The organism is Shewanella sp. 553 (assembly GCF_059338375.1).
This window is the reverse complement of sequence record NZ_CM181701.1, coordinates 1,006,299-1,031,359: the sequence shown is the minus strand read 5'-3', so window position 1 is coordinate 1,031,359 and position 25,061 is coordinate 1,006,299. Positions and strand designations below refer to the sequence as shown.

At 44.3% G+C, this 25,061-nt stretch carries 20 protein-coding genes and 1 pseudogene; 6 read left to right on the top strand and 15 right to left on the bottom strand.

The window, feature by feature from the left end:
- The first annotated feature begins 143 nt into the window (after positions 1-143).
- Positions 144-635 carry a GspH/FimT family pseudopilin gene (locus tag AC5YBZ_RS04625; protein ID WP_494524425.1) on the top strand — a complete coding sequence of 164 codons (492 nt, stop codon included), beginning with the start codon at positions 144-146 and terminating at the stop codon, positions 633-635.
- Between the two features lie 90 nt (positions 636-725).
- Here the strand turns inward: AC5YBZ_RS04625 and AC5YBZ_RS04620 are convergent, their stop codons facing one another.
- The 12 genes and pseudogenes from AC5YBZ_RS04620 to murJ all read right to left on the bottom strand — a co-directional run bounded on the left by AC5YBZ_RS04620 (position 726) and on the right by murJ (position 14,681).
- Positions 726-1,022, bottom strand: coding sequence for a TapY2 family type IVa secretion system protein (locus tag AC5YBZ_RS04620; protein ID WP_494543468.1), 297 nt, complete (start codon positions 1,020-1,022; stop codon positions 726-728).
- A complete protein-coding gene (locus AC5YBZ_RS04615) occupies positions 1,019-1,411 on the bottom strand; it encodes a type IV pilin protein (protein ID WP_494524424.1) in 393 nt (130 codons plus the stop codon). Before AC5YBZ_RS04615 ends, AC5YBZ_RS04620 begins: the two co-directional genes overlap by 4 nt.
- A gap of 2 nt (positions 1,412-1,413) precedes the next feature.
- Positions 1,414-5,121, bottom strand: a complete 3,708-nt coding sequence (locus AC5YBZ_RS04610) for a pilus assembly protein (RefSeq protein WP_494543467.1) — start codon at positions 5,119-5,121, stop codon at positions 1,414-1,416.
- Positions 5,118-5,590 (bottom strand): annotated as a pseudogene (locus tag AC5YBZ_RS04605) (pilus assembly PilX family protein). The gene AC5YBZ_RS04610 and the pseudogene AC5YBZ_RS04605 overlap by 4 nt, the downstream one beginning before the upstream one ends.
- Before the next feature lie 13 nt (positions 5,591-5,603).
- On the bottom strand, positions 5,604-6,584 hold the full coding sequence (locus AC5YBZ_RS04600; protein ID WP_494524422.1) for a PilW family protein: 981 nt from the start codon (positions 6,582-6,584) through the stop codon (positions 5,604-5,606).
- The gene (pilV, locus tag AC5YBZ_RS04595) at positions 6,585-7,124 is read right to left on the bottom strand and encodes a type IV pilus modification protein PilV (protein WP_494543466.1); all 540 of its coding nucleotides are present in this window, start codon (positions 7,122-7,124) and stop codon (positions 6,585-6,587) included. It lies immediately after the preceding gene.
- 231 nt (positions 7,125-7,355) lie between these two features.
- Positions 7,356-8,285: a 4-hydroxy-3-methylbut-2-enyl diphosphate reductase gene (gene ispH / locus AC5YBZ_RS04590; RefSeq protein WP_494521653.1), complete on the bottom strand. Its 930-nt coding sequence runs from the start codon at positions 8,283-8,285 to the stop codon at positions 7,356-7,358.
- 29 nt (positions 8,286-8,314) lie between these two features.
- A complete protein-coding gene (gene fkpB / locus AC5YBZ_RS04585; RefSeq protein WP_494519825.1) occupies positions 8,315-8,737 on the bottom strand; it encodes an FKBP-type peptidyl-prolyl cis-trans isomerase in 423 nt (140 codons plus the stop codon).
- 4 nt (positions 8,738-8,741) lie between these two features.
- Positions 8,742-9,254, bottom strand: a complete 513-nt coding sequence (gene lspA, locus AC5YBZ_RS04580) for a signal peptidase II (RefSeq protein WP_494519826.1) — start codon at positions 9,252-9,254, stop codon at positions 8,742-8,744.
- 10 nt (positions 9,255-9,264) lie between these two features.
- On the bottom strand, positions 9,265-12,087 hold the full coding sequence (gene ileS, locus AC5YBZ_RS04575) for an isoleucine--tRNA ligase (protein WP_494543465.1): 2,823 nt from the start codon (positions 12,085-12,087) through the stop codon (positions 9,265-9,267).
- 33 nt (positions 12,088-12,120) lie between these two features.
- On the bottom strand, positions 12,121-13,056 hold the full coding sequence (gene ribF, locus AC5YBZ_RS04570; RefSeq protein ID WP_494519828.1) for a bifunctional riboflavin kinase/FAD synthetase: 936 nt from the start codon (positions 13,054-13,056) through the stop codon (positions 12,121-12,123).
- A gap of 65 nt (positions 13,057-13,121) precedes the next feature.
- Positions 13,122-14,681: a murein biosynthesis integral membrane protein MurJ gene (gene murJ, locus AC5YBZ_RS04565; RefSeq protein ID WP_494524421.1), complete on the bottom strand. Its 1,560-nt coding sequence runs from the start codon at positions 14,679-14,681 to the stop codon at positions 13,122-13,124.
- Between the two features lie 247 nt (positions 14,682-14,928).
- Here murJ and rpsT point away from each other — a divergent pair, with 247 nt between their 5' ends.
- Positions 14,929-15,195: a 30S ribosomal protein S20 gene (gene rpsT / locus AC5YBZ_RS04560; protein WP_110456555.1), complete on the top strand. Its 267-nt coding sequence runs from the start codon at positions 14,929-14,931 to the stop codon at positions 15,193-15,195.
- Positions 15,196-15,346: 151 nt separating this feature from the next.
- On the opposite strand, the gene AC5YBZ_RS04555 is transcribed toward rpsT, so the two are convergent.
- Positions 15,347-15,643 carry an ArsR/SmtB family transcription factor gene (locus AC5YBZ_RS04555; protein WP_110456556.1) on the bottom strand — a complete coding sequence of 99 codons (297 nt, stop codon included), beginning with the start codon at positions 15,641-15,643 and terminating at the stop codon, positions 15,347-15,349.
- 135 nt (positions 15,644-15,778) lie between these two features.
- On the opposite strand from AC5YBZ_RS04555, the gene AC5YBZ_RS04550 reads away from it, so the two are divergent.
- Entirely contained in the window at positions 15,779-17,182 is a 1,404-nt protein-coding gene (locus tag AC5YBZ_RS04550) for a M28 family peptidase (RefSeq protein ID WP_494543464.1), read from the top strand.
- A gap of 139 nt (positions 17,183-17,321) precedes the next feature.
- Here the strand turns inward: AC5YBZ_RS04550 and yaaA are convergent, their stop codons facing one another.
- Together yaaA and AC5YBZ_RS04540 are read right to left on the bottom strand one after the other, a co-directional pair.
- The gene (gene yaaA / locus AC5YBZ_RS04545) at positions 17,322-18,095 is read right to left on the bottom strand and encodes a peroxide stress protein YaaA (protein WP_494519831.1); all 774 of its coding nucleotides are present in this window, start codon (positions 18,093-18,095) and stop codon (positions 17,322-17,324) included.
- 130 nt (positions 18,096-18,225) lie between these two features.
- Complete coding sequence (locus tag AC5YBZ_RS04540) at positions 18,226-19,704, bottom strand: alanine/glycine:cation symporter family protein (protein WP_494519832.1); 1,479 nt, start codon at positions 19,702-19,704, stop codon at positions 18,226-18,228.
- Positions 19,705-20,134: 430 nt separating this feature from the next.
- On the opposite strand from AC5YBZ_RS04540, the gene AC5YBZ_RS04535 reads away from it, so the two are divergent.
- The 3 genes from AC5YBZ_RS04535 (at position 20,135) to tal (ending at position 25,046) form a co-directional block, all read left to right on the top strand.
- Positions 20,135-22,498, top strand: coding sequence for a phosphoketolase family protein (locus tag AC5YBZ_RS04535; protein WP_494519833.1), 2,364 nt, complete (start codon positions 20,135-20,137; stop codon positions 22,496-22,498).
- A gap of 230 nt (positions 22,499-22,728) precedes the next feature.
- A complete protein-coding gene (locus AC5YBZ_RS04530) occupies positions 22,729-23,823 on the top strand; it encodes an OmpA family protein (RefSeq protein ID WP_494543463.1) in 1,095 nt (364 codons plus the stop codon).
- 266 nt (positions 23,824-24,089) lie between these two features.
- Entirely contained in the window at positions 24,090-25,046 is a 957-nt protein-coding gene (gene tal, locus AC5YBZ_RS04525) for a transaldolase (protein ID WP_494543462.1), read from the top strand.
- Positions 25,047-25,061: the final 15 nt, after the last annotated feature.

Here is a 25,061-nt window from a genome sequence, read left to right as displayed (position 1 = left end):
CCCAACCATAAAATACGCTGTCACTTACTTGTCTGTAACGTATTTAATGCCAATTTATTAGCATTAAAAAGAATAAGTTATATATACTGAAATTGAAAAAGTTCTCGCTTATACTAAACCCGTTAACCACGAGGACAATATCAATGCGATATCTGCAGCAAGGGTTCACCCTAGTCGAGCTCATGGTCACGATAGTGATCGCTGGCATATTACTCACTATAGGCGTTCCCTCTTTAATATCCGTTTATGAAGACGTACGTGCCAGTAATAATATTGAAAAAATTCATAATGTCATGGCTTTTGCACGCAACCAGGCAATTAGCTACGGCACTACCGTCAATGTCTGCCCATTTGCAAGTGCAACGTCGTGCGGAACGACAACAGATTGGAGCGGTGGTGTAAGGGTGTTTATTAATGCAAATGGCGCCGATACTGAATTGAGGGCGATCGACAGTTTTAATAGTCAGGATGCTATAACAGGGCCTAACGGTAACATCACCTTTTCATCAGAAGGCTTATCATCTGGAGGAACGATTATCTACTGCCCCAACGGTAACGCCGCCTCATCACAGAGTATCGATATTAGCAGCAGCGGGTTAGTATCTTATGGCGCTACTGGTATTAGTTGCTCATAAACAAGACTAAAAATAATAAAAAAGCCCTGTACATATTACGACTCAAAAGTCTTAATATGTACAGGGCTTTATATTAATAGCGAGTGAAGATTATCTTAATGTTCGCTCATCTAATGCTTTAGAATTATCGCTACTAAACATTTCAGTTAACGATACACACTCAACAACATCTTTAATGAAATATTTCTTACCCTTAGTATCCACTAATTGTTTACCGGGAAGCGATGCGATTTTAAGTGCCACTCCTTGTAGTTTCCAGCGATAAAAAACCACCTTATCTGCTTTAGCGGTAATAATATGGCATTTATAATCTTGCTTGGTATTCCCCGCCGCAGCTAGAACGAAAAGGGGCGTTGCACATAGTATTGCGATAATCAATTTCATCATTTCCAACACTCCTTAGATGGCCCTTTAACACCCGCTGATGTCATGGTGATAGTTTTACAGGTCGAATCTCTGCTAGCTTGACTCCCCTGCGCCGTCGCTGTGATGGTAAAAGAACTGGTACCTGCCGAGGTGACAGAGTAATGACCCGCTTCGGTCACAAACGGGCTTGCAGCAAGACCAAGCTTAGTCATGTCTGTCGCATAGGCACGGTTATCTAAATAGTACTGTTCTTGTAAGTTAGCTATTCTCATCACAGCAGCAACCCCCTCAGCACGACCACTTTTAGTAATATAGTCAATATATGAGGGGTAAGCGATTGACGCCAAAATACCAATAATAGCTACCGTAATCATCAGCTCTATTAGGGTGAAACCTTTTACTTTTTGCATTCTTAATTACTCTCATCTTGATGATAGTAAATCTTATTGGTATTTAAACAGGCATCAAGATTAATTGTTCCGGTACAATTAAACCCATTATCATCACACATACCTTTACCTATAATTAAGTACGCAGTGCTTTCGCAATCGATTGCCGTTCCATTATTAGGAGCCTCATCATCCTCACAATCCAAACCTTCGCAAGCAGGGGCTGTAATTATTTTAGGGGGCTGCGGAATACAGTTATCACAGACTTCTATATATGGTGGGATTTCAGTGTCTCCTCCATCAGGATATTCTTCTGAATACCGTCCTCCTCGGTGTAAATCTAATGTATATAACTTGCCTACAGAAGAAACCGAACATGAATCTGCATCCGGTGCAGGTCCTGTTGGTGTAAAGGAAGTAAAATAAACTTTACCACTAATAATCACCGACGGAGACAAACTTTTTTCTCCAACTCCGGCAAAATCATAGTACCAACCTCTTTTTTCACCAAAAGCTATGTTTTCACTTTCTGACGCCGGTGAACTAGAAGTAATGTTGTAAAGGTTATCTGGATAGCTAAGCGGGGATGGTACCGATGTTCCACCTGAACCAAACTGCTGAGTAATCACATGCCTATCCTGAAAAACAAAAAACATATCATTCGTTGATGTACTTAATGGATCAGCCCTATTACCAGTACCTAAAGTCACAGCATCATATGGTACATTTTGATAAGCAACAGTCGTTGTTGTGCCAGATTCATCTGTCACTGTTACGTTTGATGTATTAGTAAAATAGGTTTGCGCGACGGTTGGTTCGTAAAAAAATCGCCTATCATTATTACTTAGTGCGCCACCAACCTGAGCAAATTTAAATCCACTCCAAGTTGTCTTTTCATCCGAAGGCATATCCATGCGCCACACATTTCCACCAAGATCTGCCGCATACAGCCTATCTGTCACTCCATCACTATCACTATCTAAAGTCGCTATAGAGCCAACGATAGAGTCTTCAATATTCGGTAAAGATGTGGCACCTGCAGCCCCAAATGAGTGAATAAGTTTACCTGTGGAAGCGTCAACTATATACACCATTCGTCCTACAGAATTTTTACCGCCGCCGCTATCATAGCCAGCATTATACCCACCACCAAAAATAAGCACCGGGCCTTTAAAACCAGGTATTGTTGTCACCACTGGCGTTGACCAGGTTTGGCCTAAATCAGCAAAACCATTAGTCTCATTAGAGATCTGCCACATAAGCTTAGGTGACGCTCCTGATACATCTAATGCATAGTAGGACTGACCACCACGGCGCATACCAAAGAATAGCCAAGCTTTATTTATCGCCCCACCATTACGTTCGACATGGGCGACTGGAGACCCATCAAGACCATAGACACCATGCCCCACAGAATAATCATTTCGTCTAATCACACTAATATTTGGTAATAATTCGTAAGGCAAAAAAGCCCAATCTTCAGTTACATCATCGCCTACATCTTTAAACGCGTGCATCACTCCATGGTTTGTACCTACAAAGATCATAGTATAGTCACCATAATCGATTGCAAGCGGTTGAGAGTGAAGTGGATCACCCATGATGTCGGCTCTTACGCCGTTAATGTCTATTGACGTATACTCTTCTGGAGTACCATCTTGATTGTAAGAGGCTACGTCTACATTCCAGCCTTGAATCCACTGAAACGCTTTAATTAATTCTTCATCTGCATTATCTACGGGCAACCCCATATAAGTGGCTAAGTTGCTCTGATCACCAGCCTTCGATGAAAACATACTGATAGTATTCGTAATACCCGCAGCATTAGCAGAAAACTCCGTCAACCCATTTAAATCGCTATATAAAACGCGCTTACTCGGAATTATACTTCTTGCGGCTCCCCCAGCAGCAACAACATTACCGCCATCGACAGGGCCATTAGCATCTGTATACCCGCTTTTATCACCCTGAGCACTGCAAGTACTCCATACTGTACAGGCAGTATTAGCAATACCTCCCGACGTGTCGATTGCAGGGTTACCGTTAGCATCGACTAAACCACCACTACTATTAACTTTTAACTTCTTGAGATTACCCGTCCATTTAGGACTTTGAGAAGGCTCAAAAAGCGCATAATAAGCAGAATCAAGGGTACGTGTAGGATCGGCACTACTAAAAGCAACACCTGGCGCTGAGAATCGCTGGCCGACACTATCTATTTCACCTATAAGCCTAGTGATGACTTCGATTAATTCAACTGTATTATCCGCTCTTGAATAAGTGCCTTTAAGCCCATTCTTTGGGTCACTTGAACGGTTTGCGGTTTCTATGAGCAATGGTTCTGCAGAATCCTTATCCTCACCTAAGCTAAAACCGACAGTGTGGGTAATGACACGTTGAAATCCATCAGCAGATGAAATATCTGTATTAAACATATATTCCGCCAATGCAGGCATAAAGCTTTCTTTTGCAGGCTGGCTTCCTTCTGCATCTTTATAAACAAACCCTTTCCCACCTAACCCCTCAATCAATGTATCGGCATTTTTATCAAGTACCGGAGCCCCATCTGTAATGTAGATAACATGAGCAACTTTATTGCACTTGGATAAAGGTGATCTATAGCCTCCGCCAATTTCGATACCGGTGTCATACATAGGTTGATTCGCAGTATACTTGAAACCACTGCCGTTATAATTTTCATCGCTATGTCCAAAGTGGATTTTACCACCACTAAAATAACGATATGCCTCATACAACGTTTCACATAAAGGAGTATTTGTCTCTGCAGGAAGATTGGTAATAGTATTAATTAACGCTTCTTTTTCTGCTCCTGTACGTTGTTTTATCCCCGCAACGATTCGGCCACCATCACTATCTCCTTCATAAGGAAAGTTTAAGTTAAACACCGCCAAACCAAAATCAACAGAGGGAACAGTACTGATCACACTTGAGATTGCTGTTTTAGCTATAGCCAAACGGGTTTGATCAGGGAAGTCTCCTGAAGCTGAGTCACCGCCCTCAGCTGCTTTTTGGTAATGCCGATACCAACGGAGATAGTTAGCTGTATATAACGTAACAATTTCACCAGTATTAAAACCGTTAACTTTTGCTACTGGTCCCCAAGGGGCATACTCTTTCTTCTGCCCGTTACCTGTAGTTACTCCATCTTGAGGATAACCATCTTCAAACCCGGTGTTGGGTAATGAATCTTTATTATTACTGAGATTTTTAGCAGAAATATCCTCATAACAATCAACTGGATTATTCTGCTCCTTACCTGAATTTTGTTTGATTGGTTGCCAAGTCCCAGCGCCGTTACCTTGGGTAATGTATTCCCGTATATAACCGGAAAATCGTCCATACTTTTTAAGTGCTGTTCGGGCCTCGGCACACCCGTTTATTAAATCGTTAAAACGATTTGTTTCAGAAGGGCTATCAGGAATACCTAAACCCGCTTCATCAATGCCTGTACCCACAGCAAAATAGATCATCCCGTCATCATAAGAGTTTGAACTATCCATTGGAGTATAAGTTGTACTAGGTTCATATCCTCCGGGCAATCCCTCAACCATTGTATCCATACTGCCTGAGTTATCAAAAATAATAAGCACTTGAGGACGAACGTTATTTTCAGCAGGATTTAAATATAAATCCGTATCGTCAGCCAGTGATTGCACAGGTACAGACAGTGCAGCGACTAGGCTTGCACATAATATTTTATTAAACTTCATACTCCACTCCCATTGAGCACTTTCTGCTCAACACCTGTAACCACAGTAAGCTGACCTAACTTATCCCGACCAAAACTTACCTGACTAGATATTTCGATACGTCGACATTTAAATAAATCGGTACCACTTGCATCAGCACTTCGCTGACAAGAAACATTCTTAGGGTCTACTTTTAGACTGCTCCAGCACCATCATCAACAAGAGGAAGAGGGGTCAACACTTGAGTTCCACTTGAATAGCTATTGCCATTGTCAATATTAGTCATAGTAGCTAAAAAGGCAGGGGTTTTATTGAGCAATACCGCTGCCACACCGCCATCAGCTAGAGCCTTAGCTTCCACTCGTTCTGCACCAGCACCTGCCATTCGCAGAGATTGAGTTGAATTAACCGCCAAAGCAACTCCTATTACCGTCATTATGATAAGTACAATCAGTGAAAAAAATAACACTACACCTTTTTGCTTTTGCATATTCATACTTACTCTAACTCCGAATTAGAACAGGATTTTCTAAAACCACAGTTGTAGACATAACTTTTCGCCTAAAATGATCTTTTGGAGCCTGAATCGTTTTATCACCCAATAAATATTGGGTTTCGTTAGTGTAACTCCGATCTTCCTCTACAGCCCTAACAAGCAAAAAAACTTTAAGTGCTACAATCCTCTGAAATGATTGATTATCCCACATGGTTGTATCAACGCTTGCTGGAGGCACATAGCGATTTGGGATATCATTTCCATTGTCATCAATCCCATACAGAATTCGCATATTTTCAATCCCTTCAACAAGCTGCTCTTCATTTTTCATTCCGCTTGTAACAGAAAGAGTTTTCCTTCTCAGTACCGGAGTAGAGCCATCATTTTTGATGAAATAGATATGATGTACGTATTCCCAAAGTCGACTGTTATCTAATACAGGCGTAGTTTGATTACCCGTAAAAAAAATTGCTTGGCTAGACGTTGTAGCAACATAATGATTCGACGCATCATTAGCCGTCAAAGTACTTGGCCCACTAAGCCTCTTTATTTGAAGTACATCAGTGTTATTTTTTACACCTGTTAAACAACTAAAACTTGCACCACTGACACCCGCTTCATATCCCCATAAACGCCGGAAATGAGATGCTGTGCTATTTGGTAAAGATGCATTATTAACACCGCCACCAACACAATCATTAGGCACTGCCGCTGAATTGATTGTAGTATTTGTACCGACGATAAAATCAGTCCCCGTCATATCTCCCATAAACCCAAGTTGTGAAAGGTCGCGTTCCATAATCGCCAAGGCAATACGGCCATTTTCTTGCAGTTGGTTAAATTGACTAGTAGTGGTGACATTAGAGGAAGACATGCTAAACATGGTGAATATGCCAGCAGTTAAAAATAAGCTAATCACCAAAGCGACCATCAACTCGACAAGTGATAGCCCTGACTGGAAATAATAACGACCTGACGTGTTTTTCATCTATATAATCACTGTTTGAATAGAATAGATACGGCGGTTTTCAGTGCTAGCAGCGCACTTTGGTAATGTGTCGATAATAGGTGAGTCGGCATCAATTTTAGTTTCTCTTATACCTCGCCATGCCATCACAACTGTCACCGTATTAACAGCAACGCTAATGCACCCCGTCGGCGTATCTAATCCGCCGACATTTTTGCCACCCACGGTTTCTGCAGTCCCTACAAAAGAAGCACGCCACTCATATAAATCCCATGCAACGAGTTCAGCAGGATCACATAGCGCAGCCCCCTTACACTCTTTTCCCGCAGCAGAAGGTACTCCTGAATAGACTCCAGCATAATTAGCTATCTCGCCTCGATTTAACTTCATACGGTTAATAATATCGTTTGCGTAATAGGAAGCTTGGGTTTGCTGGAAGGATTCAAAGCTGCCTCGCTTGGCAATCACATGAAGATTAAAAATACCGACTAAGCCAATAACTAAAATGACCAGCGATACCATCACTTCGATGAGGGAAAACCCTTTCCCACTGTTTTTCATGGTGTCAACTCTCCGATATACGCCATAATCTTGACAGCCATTTCAGCCATATACTCTATACAAATCTGAAAGTTAGCTTGACCATAAACTATACTCGTTAATAGTAGATTAGTCGAATGTTACCTGCTAGTAATCCATTAATCCAGCTTGAAGTAAGCTCGTTCAATTGCGTGAATTTTAAACACAAAAAAGGAGGCTAAGCCTCCTTTTTAAACCAAAACAATCGGTTAATTACCTCAGTTCCGCTGGCACGGCAAAAACAGTATCTTCTTTACGCCCTTCCACTTCAGTTATCACGCTTGGTGCTAACTGCGCGATGGCATCGATTACTTGCTTAACCAAAACTTCAGGCGCAGAGGCTCCGGCGGTCACAGCGACCTTTTCGACACCATCAAACCATTCGGCGACAATATCATCGGCATTGTCGACCAAATATGATTGAGTGCCTTTCTTTATGGCCAGTTCTTTTAACCGGTTAGAGTTTGAACTGTTCTTAGAACCGACCACGATAAACAAGTCGACATCATCGGCCACATTGCGCACCGCATCTTGACGGTTTTGGGTGGCATAACAGATATCATCTTTACGTGGCCCCTGGATCGACGGGAAACGCTGCTGTAAAGCCGCGATAACATCGGCAGTGTCATCCATTGAAAGCGTAGTTTGAGTGACAAAACATAGGTTTTCAGGATCTTTTACCACTAATGCTTCAACATCGGCTGGAGACTCCACCAGTAAAACCCCACCGTCAGGGTTGTCATATTGCCCCATGGTGCCTTCAACTTCAGGATGCCCAGCATGGCCGATAAGGATGCATTCAATCCCTTTACGGCTCGCTCTAGTCACTTGCAAATGCACCTTAGTCACCAATGGGCAAGTTGCATCGAAAACGCGTAAACCGCGTTGTTTCGCTTCAGTGCGAACAGCCTGCGACACTCCGTGTGCACTAAAGATCACTATGCTGTCATCGGGCACTTGATTTAGCTCATCGACAAACACGGCGCCTCTATCTTTTAGGTTTTGCACCACGTAACGGTTATGCACCACCTCATGACGCACATAAATTGGCGGCGAAAACAGTTCAAGGGCACGCTCAACAATGCTGATGGCGCGATCGACGCCGGCACAAAAACCACGAGGGTTGGCCAGTTTGATTTGCAAACTTTGCGGAGGGTTGGTCATCGCCATAATTAAAGTACCTGAACCACTTCTAATTCAAAAGTAACGGCGCGACCTGCCAATGGATGATTGAGATCAACCGTCACCGAGTCGCCTAACACGTCACGTACAATCCCCGGAATTTCGCTGCCACCGGGGCCAGCAAAACTGACAATCACGCCAGCCTCTAAGTTCATATCGGCGGGGAATTTTGTTCTGTCCATATGGTGAATTGCATCTGGATTGGACTCACCAAAGGCATCGGCCGCCTGCAATGTAAAGCTGTGCTTATCGCCTTGAGTTAAATTGATAAGCTCAGCCTCAAAAGCTGGGCTTAACGTCTCATCACCAATGTTCAATTTAGCCGGCTTGCCCGATGCTTTGGTACTGTCAGCGGTCGAACCATCTTCAAGTACTATATTCATGTGGCACAATAACGAACGAGATACAGACACTGAATTACCCCTTTGCGGCACTTTCGCCGTTTGGTTTACGCTCGGTAATAAACGAATCAACAATGATAAGCCCCGCACCGACACAGATAGCTGAGTCGGCAATGTTAAAGGCGGGGAAATGACTCGTATTCCAATAAAAATCAAGGAAATCGACAACAAACCCATGTTGTAAACGGTCGATTAAATTACCTAATGCACCGCCAATAACCAAGGTATAGGCTAAGTTTAATCGCCACAGACCGCGGTGCTGCTTGCGCAGCCACACAGTCAATAGAGTACTAAAGCCGACGGCTACCACAGTAAATAACCAACGCTGCCAACCACCTGCATCACTCAAAAAGCTAAAGGCTGCACCATAATTTCGCACATAGGTGAAATTAAAAAATGGTAACAACTTGATTGACTCATACAGGTCAAAACTGGCTAACACCCATTGTTTGGAAAGTTGATCGGCGATAAACACCAACACAACTATCCAGTACCAACGTAAGCCACTCTCTTTCCAGCTTGATGGCATAACGATTCCCTTACGCGAACTGACGAACTTCGCCGTCACCTTCGATGTTAGTCACGCAGCGCGTACACAAGGTTGGATGCTCAGCCACTTGGCCAACATCTTCTCTGTGGTGCCAGCAACGCTCACACTTGTGAGCAGTCGACTTATGCAAACCTAGCTTCAGGCCTGCTAATTCAGTCGCAATGGCATCGGCAGGTGCCTGTGTTAAATCAACCACTGTGGTCTTGGAGGTGAGTAACACAAAGCGCAGCTCGTCACCCAAAGTGTTTAATGCACTAGCAAGAGTCTCGTCGGCATAAAGAGTTATTTCAGCCTCTAACGAGCCACCTATTTGCTTTTCACGACGTGCATTTTCAATCACTTTATTGACTTCATCACGCACGCTCAACAGCTGCTGCCAATAAGCATCACTCAAGTCAGACTCAAGCGTCACCGATTGCAAACCTTCAAACCAGGTTTCGGTAAAGACAAATTCACCACGCTCGCCCGGTAGTAAGTGCCAAATCTCATCTGCGGTAAAGCTTAAGATTGGTGCAATCCAACGCACCATGGCTTCAGAGATCAGATACAAGGCAGACTGACAGCTACGACGTGCATGGCTGCTATCTTTAGCCGTGTATTGTCTGTCTTTGATAATATCAAGATAGAAACTACCCAACTCAACCGAGCAGAACTGCATCAGTTTTTGCGTCACTAAGTGGAAGTTATATTGATCGTACGCTTCAAGCAGTTCTTGTTGCAGCGCTGCAGCGCGGCGTACAACCCAGCGATCTAACGCCACCATGTCTTCGACGGCAACCATATCGGTTGCCGGCTCGAAACCAGTAAGGTTAGCTAGCAAGAAACGAGCGGTATTACGAATACGACGATAGGCATCGGCGCTACGCTTTAAGATCTCATCAGAAACGGTCATTTCACCGCTGTAATCGGTGGCTGCGACCCACAGGCGAAGAATGTCAGCTCCCAATTTATTGGTGACATGCTGCGGAGCAATCACGTTACCCACAGACTTAGACATCTTGCGGCCTTGACCATCAACGGTAAAACCGTGAGTCAATACTTGCTTGTATGGGGCTTTACCGTTCATGGCGGTTGAGATCATCAATGATGACATAAACCAACCACGGTGCTGATCGCTTCCCTCTAAATACAGGTCAATGGGATGACCATTAAATTCAGGACGCGCAGCAACAACCGATGAGAAAGTCGAGCCTGAGTCATACCACACATCTAAGGTGTCAGTGACTTTACGGTATTGTTCCGCTTCATCACCAAGCAGTTCTGCGGCATCGAGATCCCACCAAGCTTGAATACCTTGTTGCTCAATGCGGTGCGCTACGCGCTCCATCAATGCCACGCTGTCTGGGTGTAATTCTTCAGTTTCACGGTGTACAAACAAGGTAATCGGCACGCCCCAAGTACGCTGGCGTGAAATACACCAGTCAGGACGGTTCTCGACCATTTTTTCGATGCGGCTTTGGCCCCAATCTGGGATCCACTGCGTCTGTTTAATTTCGCTCAATGCTTGCGTACGTAGCCCTTTTTGATCCATTGAGATGAACCACTGTGGCGTAGCGCGGAAGATAATTGGCGTTTTATGGCGCCAGCAATGCGGGTAGCTGTGATTAATCGCCACATGATTCATTAAGGCGCCCTTCTCTTCGAGCAGCGCAATCACACTCTTGTTGGCTTTAAATACGTGTTGACCAGCAAAGATCTCAGTATCGGCTTTATAAACCCCGTTATCACCAACAGGATTAGCCACTTCCAAACCGTACTTTTGGCCAACGACGAAATCGTCCTGACCATGACCAGGCGCGGTATGCACCACACCAGTACCAGAATCAACAGTGACGTGATCGCCTAGAATAACCGGCACATCAAAGTCGTAGAAGGGATGGTTAAAACGTAATAGCTCTAGCTCAGCACCAGCTACTTTTGCTAGCACAGTGTGGCTTTGTGCGCCATAGCGCTCCACACACGACTCAACCAATTCATCGGCTAACACTAAGGCTTGAGTATGGCCATCTTTAGTGATTTCAACCAAGGTATATTCAATGTTAGCCGCAACCGATAAGGCGCGGTTTGCAGGCAGTGTCCATGGCGTCGTTGTCCAGATAACCGCTGAAATAGTATGCTTGTAGTCACTTAAACCGAATTTAGCTAACAGTACAGGTTTATCAACCACAGAGAATGCCACATCGATAGCTGGCGACATCTTGTCTTCATATTCCACTTCCGCTTCTGCTAAAGCAGAACCACAATCGGTACACCAATGCACTGGCTTAACGCCTTTGTGTAAATGGCCGCTTTCAATCACTTTAGACAATGAACGAACGATGTTGGCTTCGGTGCTAAAATCCATGGTTAGGTATGGATTTTGCCAATCGGCAAACACACCTAGACGGATAAAGTCTTCACGCTGACCATCGACTTGCTTGGCCGCGTATTCACGACATTGTTGGCGAAACTCTGCTGCTGAAACCTTATGACCAGGTTTGCCGACTTTCTGCTCAACCTTAAGTTCAATCGGTAGGCCATGACAATCCCAACCAGGAATATAAGGGGCATCGAAACCCGACATGGTCTTAGACTTGATAATAATGTCTTTGAGGATTTTGTTAACAGAGTGACCAATATGAATGTCACCGTTTGCATATGGAGGACCATCATGCAAAATGAAAGGCTTAGCCCCTGTGCGACTTTCACGAATCTTTTGGTATAAACCTTTTTCGGTCCAAGATTTCAACATCTCTGGCTCACGATTAGCCAAGTTACCACGCATCGGAAATTCTGTTTCCGGTAAATTCAGAGTAGATTTATAGTCGCTCATTTGATCCTATACCGTTTATTTAGCTAAAAGAGCTCAGCCTGCATCAAAGCCAAGCAGAGCCAGTGCTCTGTCAGCATCATTTTTAATTTGTCGTTTCAGCGCATCTAACGATTTAAATGGCTGTTCATCGCGAATTTTTGCCACTAATTCAACTTCAACGGTTTTTCCGTAAAGATCACCATCAAAATCAAATAAATGGACTTCTAACTGACAATGCTGTCCATTGACTGTCGGCCTAAAACCAACGTTGGCGACACCTTCATAGATATCACTTCCGGCCCAAAACAACTTAACAGCAAATACTCCCCGCACCGGAGAGACTTTACGTTTCAAGGCGATATTGGCTGTCGGAAAACCGATAGTACGCCCAATTTTTTCACCATGGGCAACACGGCCACACAGGGTAAAAGGGTGCCCGAGTAAACGCCTAGCTTGCTCTAAATTGCCTTGTGCCAATTGCTTTCTAATTTCGGTGGAGCTGACGCGCTTGTCTCCAAGGACAAAACTTGCGGTGCTGACCACGGCGAAACCAAACTTTTCACCCGCACGCTTAAGCATGTCGAAATTACCGCTACGATGTTGGCCAAAACAAAAGTCATCACCAACAACTAAGTATCTAACCCCAAGCTGTTTGACCAACAATTGTTCGATAAATGCTTCAGCAGGCATCGCGGCAAACTTACGGTTAAAGTTAACACACAGTAAGCGGTCAATCCCTAACTCTTCAAGCAACACAATTTTATCCCGCAGCAGACTCAAGCGTGCAGGCGCGCTATCACCTTGAAACAGCTCTTGAGGCTGAGGTTCAAAGGTCATAAGCGTTGCTGGAACACCATGCTGCTGCGCTTTTTTAACTAGCGCAGTAATGACTTCGGCATGGCCTCGATGCACACCATCGAAATTACCAATGGTTAGCACACAGCCATGGTGTCTAGGTAAAATATTGTGTATACCGCGGATCAGTTCCATTACATTCAATAACTAGCTAGCATAAGTTGGCGGATTATATACCAGCTAAGCACGATAATCAGCACTCAAAAGCCAGCTTTCATTCTCCAAGGACGAATTCCTAACAATACCATAGCCAATAAGTAGACCACAGCACCGAGTCCTATAAGGCCTGATAACGCCATAACTCGAGCAGTGAAAGACATGGCAAGCCATTGTTCTAAAATAGGTAAATTCAATAATAACACAATTACCATTAAGCCAGCTGCTACCAAGGTTTTGATGAAAAATATTAATGTTTGCTTACTAATCTGATAAACCCCAGCGCGATGTAAACCACGATATAACAAGCCAGCATTCAGCAACGCCGACATGGATGTGGCAATGGCTAAACCAACATAACCAAAGGGAATGGCAAAAATAAGGTTAAACGCCATATTACTGACCATAGCGATGATGCCATAGCGCACGGGTGTTTTAGTATCTTGGCGAGAGTAATAACCAGGGGCCAGTACCTTAATCAACATGAAACTGAGTAAGCCTGCACCGTAAGCCATTAAACTGTATGACGCCATATTGACATCCTCAAGGCTAAAGGCGCCGCGCATAAACAGCACCATTAACATAGGTTTAGCCAGCACGATTAAGCCGCACATAGCCGGTAGCCCAAGCAATAAAATGGCCTTCACTCCCCAGTCCATGGTCAGCGAAAACCCTTGGCCTTGCGCATTTACATGCCGCTTAGATAATGCCGGTAAAATTACCGTCGCAATGGCAATGCCAAACAAGCCTAAGGGGAACTCTAATAAGCGATCGGAATAATAGAGCCAACTGATCGAACCTGTCACCAAGAAGCTGGCAATAAAGGTATCGAGCAGCAGATTAATTTGCGACACTGACACACCAAATAACGCCGGGATCATCAAGGTTCTAATTTTCACCACCCCAGGATGATGCCAACCCCATGATGGCTTAACTAATACCTTTTCGCGTAACAAAAAGGGAATTTGAAACAAGAACTGGATCACCCCACCGAAAAAGACACCCCAGGCGAGGCCTATTTCAGGTTTTTGCAATGTCGGCGCGAGATAGATGGCCGCTGCGATGATGGCTACGTTTAAAAACACTGGCGTGAAAGCCGATACCGCAAAGCGTCCTCGAGTGTTAAGAATTGAGCCGGCCAATGCAGTAAAGGTAATAAACCACAAGTAGGGAAAGGTAATTTTAAGCATTAATGAGGCTAGTTCAAACTTTTCACCATTAGGTTCATCATTTAACCAAGCTAAAAACCAGCCACCACCAAACAAGGCGGTTAATACCGGAGAAGCTATCACCCCGACAAGGGTGACTATCGTCACTAAAATCCCCAGTGTACCTGCCACCTTCGACAGCAGCTCACGTACCTCTTGTGCATTGTGTTTTTCTTGATATTCCGTTAATACCGGCACAAAAGCTTGTGCAAAGGCTCCCTCAGCAAAAAGACGCCTTAAAAAATTAGGAATTTTATTGGCAAAAAAGAACACGTCGGCACTGCTACCGGCGCCCATTAAATTAGCGATAACCACATCGCGCACAAGCCCTAAAATACGAGAAATCAACGTCATGGCACTAACGATCATGCCAGACTTAAATAGTTTTTTGCTCAAAATGCCCCCTGTTCTGAGCACAGACAGCGACAAAATAAACGGAAAAGTCTATTTAAGCTCTGTCCCAATGCAGCTTTTGCTGCTAGAATTGCGCACCATATTACACGAGTTAGGTTGAAGAACGCCAAGTATGCTCTGATTAATTTATCTTTAAGATAAAGATCCGATCATTGTCATTGACAAAGTGACTAAAAAAAGGCATATTCCTCGACCTTTAAAAATATCTAACCCTTTTAGGAGTTGCACCTTGGCTAATAGCAAGTCTGCAAAGAAGCGCGCGCTTCAATCTGAAAAACGTCGTCAGCATAATGCTAGCCGTCGTTCAATGTTACGTTCATACGTTAAGAAAGTTATCGCTGCTATCAACGCTGGCGATCACAAAGCGGCGACTGAAGCATTTAATGTTGCACAACCAATCGTTGACCGTATGGCGACTAAAGGCCTTATTCACAAGAATAAAGCTGCTCGTCAAAAGTCTCGCTTGAATACCAGAATCAAAGCTCTAGCTGCTTAATTCTGTTAGCGACATAAAAAAACCGGCTCAAGCCGGTTTTTTTGTATCTGCAATTTACCAAGACCGTGTCTTTCATCATAAAAAGGCAATAAAAAAACTGACAAAGCTTTCGCTATGTCAGTTTTGCCCTCGCTGCACTAACCGTTTCAGATCAATGGCAGTAGATAGTATTGAGCAGCTTAATGATCTCAGACACTTCTTGACTCTTTAGCGAGTAAAAGACGGTTTGAGCTTCTTTACGCGTTTCAACTAAATTATCCTTACGGAGCCACGCTAAATGTTGTGACAACGCAGATTGGCTTAGGCCTAACTTCTTATTCATCTCACCCACACACATCTCACCTTCACTCAGAAGGTAACATAAGATAAATAACCTACGTTCGTTGGCCAACGCCTTGAGCAATACAACAGCATTGTCAGCTCGTTGCTGCATCAATTCTATATTCATTACGAGCAATCTCTCCTAAAACAAACCCCGGCACTAATATAGCGTTGACTTAAAGATATAGTCGGGACATAAAGCACACTTTTTGGTAGATTGTTTTCAAAAATGGGACATACGTAATAAAAACAAAGGAAACTCATGAAACGCTCTGCCCTTACTCTACTCTCCGGCGCTCTTTTTGCTGGAATAATTGGCTGCCAACAAACACCCGCACAAGATAATCATCAAGAGGTGAGCCTGCGACTGCAACAACAAGCATTAAACTCAACATTGGCGTTTGATATTGTCGAATCATTAACCGTTGAAGTGGGCCCACGCTTACCAGGCAGTAAACAAGATTTACTCGCCGTAAAATGGGCCGAAGACAAACTCAATTCATTAGGGTTTGATAAGGTCTATAAAGAGCCGGTAAAAATCCCCGTATGGCAACGTGGTGAAGCCAGTGCTCGGGTGGTCTCTCCTTTCCCCCAACCGATAGTCATCACCGCCCTTGGCGGCAGTGTGGCAACCTCAACTACAGGCATAAGCGCCCCTATTGTTCAATTTGCCAACCTCGCGGCACTCGAACAAGCCGACAGGCAGCAAGTCGAAGGCAAAATTGTCTTTATCGATCATCGCACCCCCCGCTTTAAAACGGGCAAAGGCTATGGCCAAACCGTTGGTGGCCGCTCTAAAGGTGCTGTGGCTGCCGCTAAAAAAGGCGCTCTAGCCATAGTCATTCGCTCTATTGGTACCGATCATGATCGTATGGCGCATACCGGTATGATGCGTTATCAAGAGGGTGTGACAAAAATCCCGGCGGCCGCCATGTCAGCGCCAGATGCAGATTTATTAGGATTGATGTTAAAACGCGATCCCAATGTCGTGCTGCAATTGCACATGTCACCGACAAATTTAGGTTATGCCACCTCCTACAATGTGATTGCTGAAGTCACTGGCAGCAGCAAAAGCGATGAAATTGTACTGATTGGTGCCCATTTAGATTCATGGGATGAGGGCACAGGTGCTATCGATGATGGCGCAGGCGTGGCCATTGTCACCACTGCCGGCCATTTAATCTCACAACTAGCGACGAAGCCTGCCCGTACAGTCAGAGTCGTGCTGTATGCGGCAGAAGAGATAGGCTTAATCGGTGGTAAAACCTATGCCAAAGCACATCAGCAAGAGCTAGCTAAACACTACATTGCTGCTGAGTCCGACTTTGGTGCTGGACGCATCTATCAAATTGATTTTAATGTGGACCCCGATGCGTTTAACCCATTACAACAACTGACCCAATCTATGCAAGCCAATGATGTCGCTGCCGGCAATAATAACGCCTCTGGGGGACCAGATGTTTCTATGCTACCTAGCTATGGCGTGCCAGTTGCTTCATTACGCCAAGATGGCAGCGACTATTTTGATTATCATCACACCCCTAACGATACTCTAGATAAAATCGATCCTAAGGCATTAGCGCAAAATGCGGCAGCCTATGCTCAATTTGCCTATTTGATGGCGCAATCAGACATCCCCTTAAGACTTGTAGATACGTCAAAATAAGTCAAGGGCAACACCACAGACAAAAAATCCAATATCATCGCTGATATTGGATTTTTTTTACTGTTAAAAAGAACTTAACCGCTCACTTAACTTTTAACCGCTCAACATTGGCCTGTTGGCTGCTTTTTTATAGGCTTAACTACTGCGCTTCACGCAAAAAAACCGGCTCATGCTGTGTCGATTCGGCTTCGCTATAGTAATAGCCTGCACAATCGAATTTAATCACCCCTTGATAATCTTTGACATCATTATCTAACAGATAACGCGCCATCATACCGCGGGCTTTTTTGGCATAAAAACTAATGACTTTATACTGACCATTTTTATGATCTTTAAAAATAGGGGTGATCAGCTGCCCATTTAACAGCTTAGGTTTTACCGATTTAAAGTACTCATTAGACGCTAAATTGACAATCAGCTCATCACCCTGCTCTGCGAGCGCCTTATTGACCTGCTCGGTAATAATGTCGCCCCAAAATTGATACAAATTACTGCCACGAGAATTGGCTAAGCGGGTGCCCATTTCGAGACGATAAGGCTGCATTAAATCTAATGGACGCAGTAAGCCATATAAACCCGACAGTATTCTTAAACGTGCCTGAGCTCGTTGCAAACTCGACTCCGATAAGCTATCGGCATCTAAGCCGGTATAGACATCACCGCGAAATGCAAACAGTGCTTGTTTGGCATTATCAAGATTGAAATCGGCAGTCCAAGATGCAAAGCGCGCTGCATTGAGTCCCGCTATTTTATCGCTAACCTTCATTAAGGAGGCAATATCAGCAGGGGTTAATTGTCGACAAGTATCAATCAACAGCTCACTGTGTTGCAGCAAGGCTGGCAGGGTATGTTCCTGGGTTATAGCAGGATTGTCATAATCCAATGTTTTGGCTGGCGACACTAAAATCAGCATTAGATGTCCTTTAAAGGTGAGGATTCAATAGGACTATGATACTGATGCAACCATAAAAAAACCACGCTTAAACGGCGTGGTTTTTTAGATAGTGCTGATTCAATTATTAAATCAAATCCAGTAGACGTAACTAGGCTTCAGGTACGGCGCTCGATCTCTTTTCTTCATTGCTGAGTACGGTAGCACTCGGCTTACCTTTCCAGATACCTTCGTCTAAGCCATTGATCTCAGGAAAGTCAGATGCATGAAATGTGGGGGTTTGGCCGGCCTTGATCTGACGCTCGTAGTCTTTGATCACCGCAAACGCCACCTTAGATAACATCACAATTGCCGCAATGTTCACTAACGCCATCATTCCCATAGAAAGATCGGCAAAATTCCATACTAGTTGTAATGAAGCAACCGAGCCTGCCATCACCATGACAAGTACTAATGCGCGAAACGCATAGAGCACTTTTTTACTCTTAGTTAAAAACATCACATTGCTTTCAGCGTAACTGTAGTTGGCAATAATCGATGAGAAGCAAAATAAAATGATGGCAAACGCGACAAAATACGCCGCCCAGCTACCAACTTCATTCGTTAACGCCAGCTGCAACAAGCCAATGCCTTTTTGATCCCCTGGGTTATCCAGCACACCAGATAACAAGATAATCGCCGCTGAAGCGCTACAGATAATGATAGTGTCAACAAATACACCAATCATCTGTACAAAACCTTGAGAGGCTGGATGATTAGGGTTAGGACTTGCAGAGGCTGCGATATTAGCCGCACTGCCCATACCGGCTTCATTCGAAAACAGGCCACGAGCAATACCCGCCATCATGGCGCCCATTGCACCACCAGCGGCTTCTTCCCATCCAAAGGCACTTTTAACGATGAACGCTAGTGCCGCTGGCACTTGCTCGATATTTATCACTAACACCACTAGCGCAATGGCCAAATAAGCTACCGCCATCACAGGCACAATAAGCTCAGAGGCCTTAGCAACCTTCTTGAGCCCACCTGTAATAATATAGGCCGCAGCAAACATAATGACCAGACCTACAAGGGTTTTGTCGTACCCAAAGGCATTATTTAACGCATCAGTCATGGTGTTGGCTTGCGCTGCATTAAATGCAAAGCCAAAGGCGATGATCAGTAACACAGAGAATACGGTCCCCATCCACCGCTTACCCAAGCCTCGCTCCATATAATAAGCAGGCCCACCACGGTATTGACCATCGCTGTCTTTAACCTTATAGACTTGCGCTAAGGTCGACTCTATAAATGCGGTGGCCATTCCTAATAATGCAATAAGCCACATCCAAAAAATGGCTCCAGCACCACCAACCGTAATGGCAACGGCTACCCCCGCCATATTACCAGTGCCGACTCGCGCCGCCATCGAAGTGCAAAACACCTGGAATGACGAAATGCCATTTATTTTCTCACGACCTTGTATTACCAGCTTAGCGCCATGGCCAAACATGCGAAGTTGAATAAAACCTAAACGCAAAGTAAACAATACGCCAGCAGCCACCAGCACGTATATCAATACACTGCCCCATAGCACACCGTTTATCGCATTGATCGTCGTTTCAACTAAATTTAATAAAGATTCAAACATAGTACTTGATAATCCCCAGAACGAATTCAAACGGCCAACAGGCTCGCTCTCAGCGTCAGTGTGTTTAATTTCCTTCCCAATTTGATCGAACAATCTCGGTAGAATTTTCTTTTCGAATTGTCCTTTCATGATGCCTAAACATCATGCCTACCGGATTCAACGCGCCAAAATAGCATACCCTTAAAAAATCATCATGTGATCTAGATCACAATTACCCATCCACACGACAAGCTAGTCACGCAATATTACAGAAATAAATCACACTAATAACCTAAGTAACAATGCGATCACAGAAAGGTTGTTAACAAACCCATCAAATTATGACTTTTAAAAAATAAGATATCGAACACGTTTTTGTAATAAAATTACAAATATAGTGACCCACATAAGATTTAATTAACTTTTATGCTTACCATCAATGGGGTTCTTTATGTCACAACAAGAGATCAGTGCACTTAAGAAATTTGTGAGAGCGACCAACTTCCTCGCCACCTCGCAAATTTACTTAAAACAAAACGTACTACACAAACGTCCTTTAGAGCACAGCGATATCAAACCTAGACTATTAGGGCACTGGGGCACATGCCCTGGGATTAACTTCGTTTATGCTAACGTTAACCGCCTCATCGCCAAACATAACCGTTCTTTCGTCTATTTAGTCGGTCCAGGCCATGGATTTCCTGCGGTACAAGCTAACCTGTTTATGGAAGGATCGCTAAGCCACTACTACCCAGAGACCATTCCATACAATGAGACGGGTATTGAGGATATCTGTAAGAAATTTTCAGCAGCGTATGGCTACCCATCACACGCAAACCCTGAAGCGCCAGGACAAATTCTAGAAGGTGGTGAATTAGGCTACTCTCTCTCTGTTGCGTGGGGCGCCGTACTCGATAATCCAGATCTGATCGCTGCTTGTCTGATTGGTGATGGTGAATCTGAAACGGGTCCATTGGCAGCATCTTGGTATGCCAACCGCTTAGTTTCGCCAAAAAATAACGGTGCGGTACTACCGATCGTGCATATCAATGGTTACAAAATCTCTGGTCCTACCCGTATGGGACGTATGAGCCATGAAGAGCTAGATCTTGAGTTTAGAGGCTTAGGCTACCACCCCATTATTGTTGATGATCAGCTTGAAGAAGACGTATATGTTCAAATGACTGCCGCAATGGATACGTCATATGCAATGATCAACGACATTCAAACGCGTGCCCGCTCAGGCGAAGATGTGGTTAAGCCTCGCTGGCCTGTGATTCTTATGCGTACCGCTAAAGGTTGGACAGGTACCGCGGAATTTGGCGGTAAGAAATTGGAAGGTAACTGTGAATCACACCAAGTTATCGTTAACAAGTGTGCCACAGACAAAGGTCACCTAGATGCATTAGAAGCTTGGTTAGCCAGCTATAAATTTGATGAACTCTACAGCATCAATGACAAGGGAGAGCTCATTTTTGATGAAGAGATCCAGTCTTTACTACCGCCAAAAGAGCTGACTTGCGGACGTCAAAAGTTAAGTTATGGTGGCGAAGTCGTTCGTGCATTAGCGCAGCCCGATCTAGAAAAACTCGCTTACGGTGCAGAAACGCCTCGTGGTCAACGTGGTTTATCCATGTACAAAATGGGCGAATGGATGCGTGATGCGATGAAACTCAACCGAGATCAACGCAACCTACGTATTTTCTGCCCTGACGAAACTTATTCAAATCAGCTTCAAGCCGTATTTGAAGAAACCGATCGCGCTTGGCAGTGGCCGATAGAGAGTTGGGACCAAGATATGTCTCGCGACGGTCGCGTCATTGAACTGTTATCTGAAAACCTCCTGTTTGGTATGCTTCACGGCTACACAGTAACGGGGCGTCACGCCATGTTCCCCACTTATGAGGCATTCTCACAAGTGGTATCGTCTATGGCTGACCAATACTGTAAATATGTATACGCTAGCCAAGGTGTTCATTTCCGTAAGCCAGTGCCTGCATGTAACGTGGTATTGTCTTCGCTGCTTGAACGTCAAGACCATAACGGTTACTCACATCAAAACCCCTCATTCTTGGGTGCGATGTTAGAGAAGCATCCAAAAATCATCTCTGCGTATCTTCCTGCTGATGGTAACAGCACGCTAGTGTATACCGAGCGCGCATATCAAGATCGTGACAAGCTCAACATCTTAGTGGCAGGTAAGAAAGAGTTACCACAATGGTTAACGCTTGCCGAAGCGCGCCAGCAAGCCAAAGATGGGGTGATGGTGTGGGACTTTGCCTCTGATGAAAATCCAGATGTGGTCCTCGTTGGTTGTGGTGACTACGTCACTCAAGAAGCAATGGCTTCGCTCGTACTCATTAGAGAACTGCTACCAAAAGTACGTATCCGTTTCGTCAGCGTAACCGAGTTAACCAGTAGCGGTCTAGGTAGCCTAGAGTTCCAAAGCAAGCCTTGGTTGATGGATGAGGTGTTCACTGCTGATAAAGGCGTGGTATTTAATTATCACGGCTATCCAAATACCATTAAAAAGTTGGTCTTTGATTACAAAGGCAGCCGCAGATTCCGCATCAAAGGCTACGAAGAGGAAGGTTCGACTACGACTCCATTCGATATGGGAGTACGTAACGGTACTTCTCGCTACCACCTTGTTATCGATATGGCATACAAGCTATTCCAACAAGGCGTTATCGACGAAACTCAGCACGTAGGTATCACAACCGATATGCTACAACGCTTAGTCGACCACCGGAATTACATCAAGGCGAATGGCGTTGACCCAAGCAATATCGAAAACTGGGTCTGGACTCGTTAAGCCAATATTCACCGTCTAAAAGACCAAAGGTGCTCATATGAGCACCTTTTTTTATTACACTAAAACAACTAAAAACCAAAAAACCTGCTACAAAAATAGCAAAATCTGAATTATCGACAGATAATATTAGGGCTAGCGATAAAAGCAAAGGATCCCCCATTAAGTGCTAGCGTGTCTTTCGTGCAATATAGACACTCTCGGGGCTAGATAAATAATCAAAGGATATTGAAATGATGAATAATACATTAAAAGCAATTCTGCTGACCTCAATGCTTCCATTTGCAGCCCATGCAGCACAAGAACTTACCCCATGGTATGTCGGTGGTGGATTAGGTGTAAATAACTACGAACCTAACTGCGATCAAAAAACCATGAAAACCTGTGGCGAAGATGACCCTTATGCTTGGGACGTTTTTGGTGGTTATCTATTCAACGACTATTTTGGTGTTGAACTAGGTTACCGCGATCTTGGCCGCGCCGAGTGGGTTGATTATGCAAACAAGCTCAATGATGCTGGCGCTAAAGGCATGACCTTAGGTTTAGTTGGTTTTTGGCCATTCGCGGATCGTTGGAGCCTTTCTGCTGAAGCTGGTGCAATGAACTACGTGCTCTCAAACAACAAACAGTGGGGTAGCGAATACTACAGCGACAACGGTATTGCCCCCTATGTTGGTGCAGGTATCGGCTATAACTTTACTGAAAACTTCAAACTGCAAGCTAAATACCGTCGCTATGAAAATCTCGATGAAGATAAATGGAACACCCTAGAGATGGAAAGCAACTACTGGGGTCTTGAACTAAGTTATCGCTTCGGTCATACCGTGCCCGATCCAGTTGTAGTTGCAGCTCCAGTTGACTCTGATAATGATGGTGTCACCGACGATATGGATCAATGCCCCAATACTCCTACAACCCATAAAGTCAACGCCAATGGTTGTACTATCTACAAAGAAGTAACGGAGCAACGTGATCTTGGCTCTATTCTATTCGCCAACAACTCTGCAGCAGTTAAGCAAGAATCATATGAGCGTATAGAGAAACTTGCGACATACATGAAGGAGAACCCCTCTTCAACCGTACTTATCTCTGGTCACGCCTCGAATGTAGGTGATCCCGATTACAACATGGATCTTTCAAAGCGCCGTGCAATGGCGGTTGCTGATATTCTGGTAAACACATATGGTGTCAGTCGAGATCGCGTATCTGCAAAAGGTTATGGTATTACCCAACCAATCATTGAAGGTCGCTCAGCTGAAGCGAATAAAGCCAACCGCCGTATAGAGGCTCATTTGACAGGTATTCGAACCGAACCGGTAATGCGGTAATTAGTTGCTAGTCACATCCATTAAGGATAAAAATCGCTGCTTAGGCAGCGATTTTATTTATTGCCACACTTAACAACGTATACTAATTAGCAATAAGATAAACTAAATAGCTAGACAATATGCCGCCGCTAGGGCACCTGCACGATATTTAGCAACTTTTCTGTAATTTTTTTTCAATCATGGTTGGAAATATCGGCAAAATCGCGTCTAATAGCGGTTAGTAAACAACAAAACTTAAGCTGCTTCTTAAGAAGGATGTAATTTTCATGGCTAATACACTAGAGCAATTCAAATCGATCACCACTATCGTTGCCGACACTGGCGATATCGAGGCGATCAAGCGTTATCAACCACAAGATGCCACGACTAACCCGTCACTTATCCTCAAAGCAGCACAAATCCCTGAATATCAACACCTAATAGATGATGCGATTGTCTGGGCTAAGGCTCAGAGCGACGTTCTTGAACAACAAATAGCCGACGCGGGCGACAAACTGGCTGTCAATATTGGTGTAGAAGTCCTAAAAATTGTTCCTGGTCGCATCTCGACCGAAGTTGACGCTAGATTATCGTTTGATAAAGCGGGTTCTATCGATAAAGCACACAAGCTGATCAAGCTTTATGAAGCTGCTGGAATTGATAAATCACGTATTTTGATAAAGCTCGCCTCGACTTGGGAAGGCATTTGCGCAGCAAAAGAGCTTGAACAACAAGGGATCAACTGTAACCTAACGTTACTGTTTTGCTTTGCACAAGCACGGGCCTGTGCCGAAGCTGGTGTTTATCTTATTTCGCCATTTGTAGGGCGTATTCTCGATTGGTACAAAAAAGACACAGGTAAAGACTACGCGGCGAGCGAGGATCCTGGCGTCGTATCAGTAACCAAGATCTACAACTACTATAAGCGTCATGGGTTTAAAACCGTGGTGATGGGCGCCAGCTTCCGTAACACCGGCGAAATAATGGAGTTAGCTGGTTGCGATCGCTTAACCATTGGTCCAGCCCTCCTTGAAGAGATGGCTAATAGTCATACCCCTGTAGTACAAAAGTTAACCCCAACAACGGATATCGTTGCACCGGGCACTCCGATGTCAGAAGCCGAATTTCGCTGGGAGTTTAACCAAGATCCTATGGCTGTAGAAAAGCTGGCCGAAGGCATACGTAACTTTGCCGTAGATCAAGGCAAACTTGAACAGATGTTAAAAACGCAACTGCAAGCATAAAAGGCGGAGCATCTC

What these genes read in the sequence shown, in the direction of transcription:
- AC5YBZ_RS04625 (WP_494524425.1), top strand. Translation starts at nt 144, where the DNA reads ATGCGATATCTGCAGCAAGGGTTCACCCTAGTCGAGCTCATGGTCACG.
- AC5YBZ_RS04620 (WP_494543468.1), bottom strand. Translation starts at nt 1,022, where the DNA reads ATGATGAAATTGATTATCGCAATACTATGTGCAACGCCCCTTTTCGTT.
- AC5YBZ_RS04615 (WP_494524424.1), bottom strand. Translation starts at nt 1,411, where the DNA reads ATGCAAAAAGTAAAAGGTTTCACCCTAATAGAGCTGATGATTACGGTA.
- AC5YBZ_RS04610 (WP_494543467.1), bottom strand. Translation starts at nt 5,121, where the DNA reads ATGAAGTTTAATAAAATATTATGTGCAAGCCTAGTCGCTGCACTGTCT.
- AC5YBZ_RS04600 (WP_494524422.1), bottom strand. Translation starts at nt 6,584, where the DNA reads ATGAAAAACACGTCAGGTCGTTATTATTTCCAGTCAGGGCTATCACTT.
- pilV (WP_494543466.1), bottom strand. Translation starts at nt 7,124, where the DNA reads ATGAAAAACAGTGGGAAAGGGTTTTCCCTCATCGAAGTGATGGTATCG.
- lspA (WP_494519826.1), bottom strand. Translation starts at nt 9,254, where the DNA reads ATGCCATCAAGCTGGAAAGAGAGTGGCTTACGTTGGTACTGGATAGTT.
- ileS (WP_494543465.1), bottom strand. Translation starts at nt 12,087, where the DNA reads ATGAGCGACTATAAATCTACTCTGAATTTACCGGAAACAGAATTTCCG.
- ribF (WP_494519828.1), bottom strand. Translation starts at nt 13,056, where the DNA reads ATGGAACTGATCCGCGGTATACACAATATTTTACCTAGACACCATGGC.
- AC5YBZ_RS04555 (WP_110456556.1), bottom strand. Translation starts at nt 15,643, where the DNA reads ATGAATATAGAATTGATGCAGCAACGAGCTGACAATGCTGTTGTATTG.
- AC5YBZ_RS04550 (WP_494543464.1), top strand. Translation starts at nt 15,779, where the DNA reads ATGAAACGCTCTGCCCTTACTCTACTCTCCGGCGCTCTTTTTGCTGGA.
- yaaA (WP_494519831.1), bottom strand. Translation starts at nt 18,095, where the DNA reads ATGCTGATTTTAGTGTCGCCAGCCAAAACATTGGATTATGACAATCCT.
- AC5YBZ_RS04540 (WP_494519832.1), bottom strand. Translation starts at nt 19,704, where the DNA reads ATGTTTGAATCTTTATTAAATTTAGTTGAAACGACGATCAATGCGATA.
- AC5YBZ_RS04535 (WP_494519833.1), top strand. Translation starts at nt 20,135, where the DNA reads ATGTCACAACAAGAGATCAGTGCACTTAAGAAATTTGTGAGAGCGACC.
- AC5YBZ_RS04530 (WP_494543463.1), top strand. Translation starts at nt 22,729, where the DNA reads ATGATGAATAATACATTAAAAGCAATTCTGCTGACCTCAATGCTTCCA.
- tal (WP_494543462.1), top strand. Translation starts at nt 24,090, where the DNA reads ATGGCTAATACACTAGAGCAATTCAAATCGATCACCACTATCGTTGCC.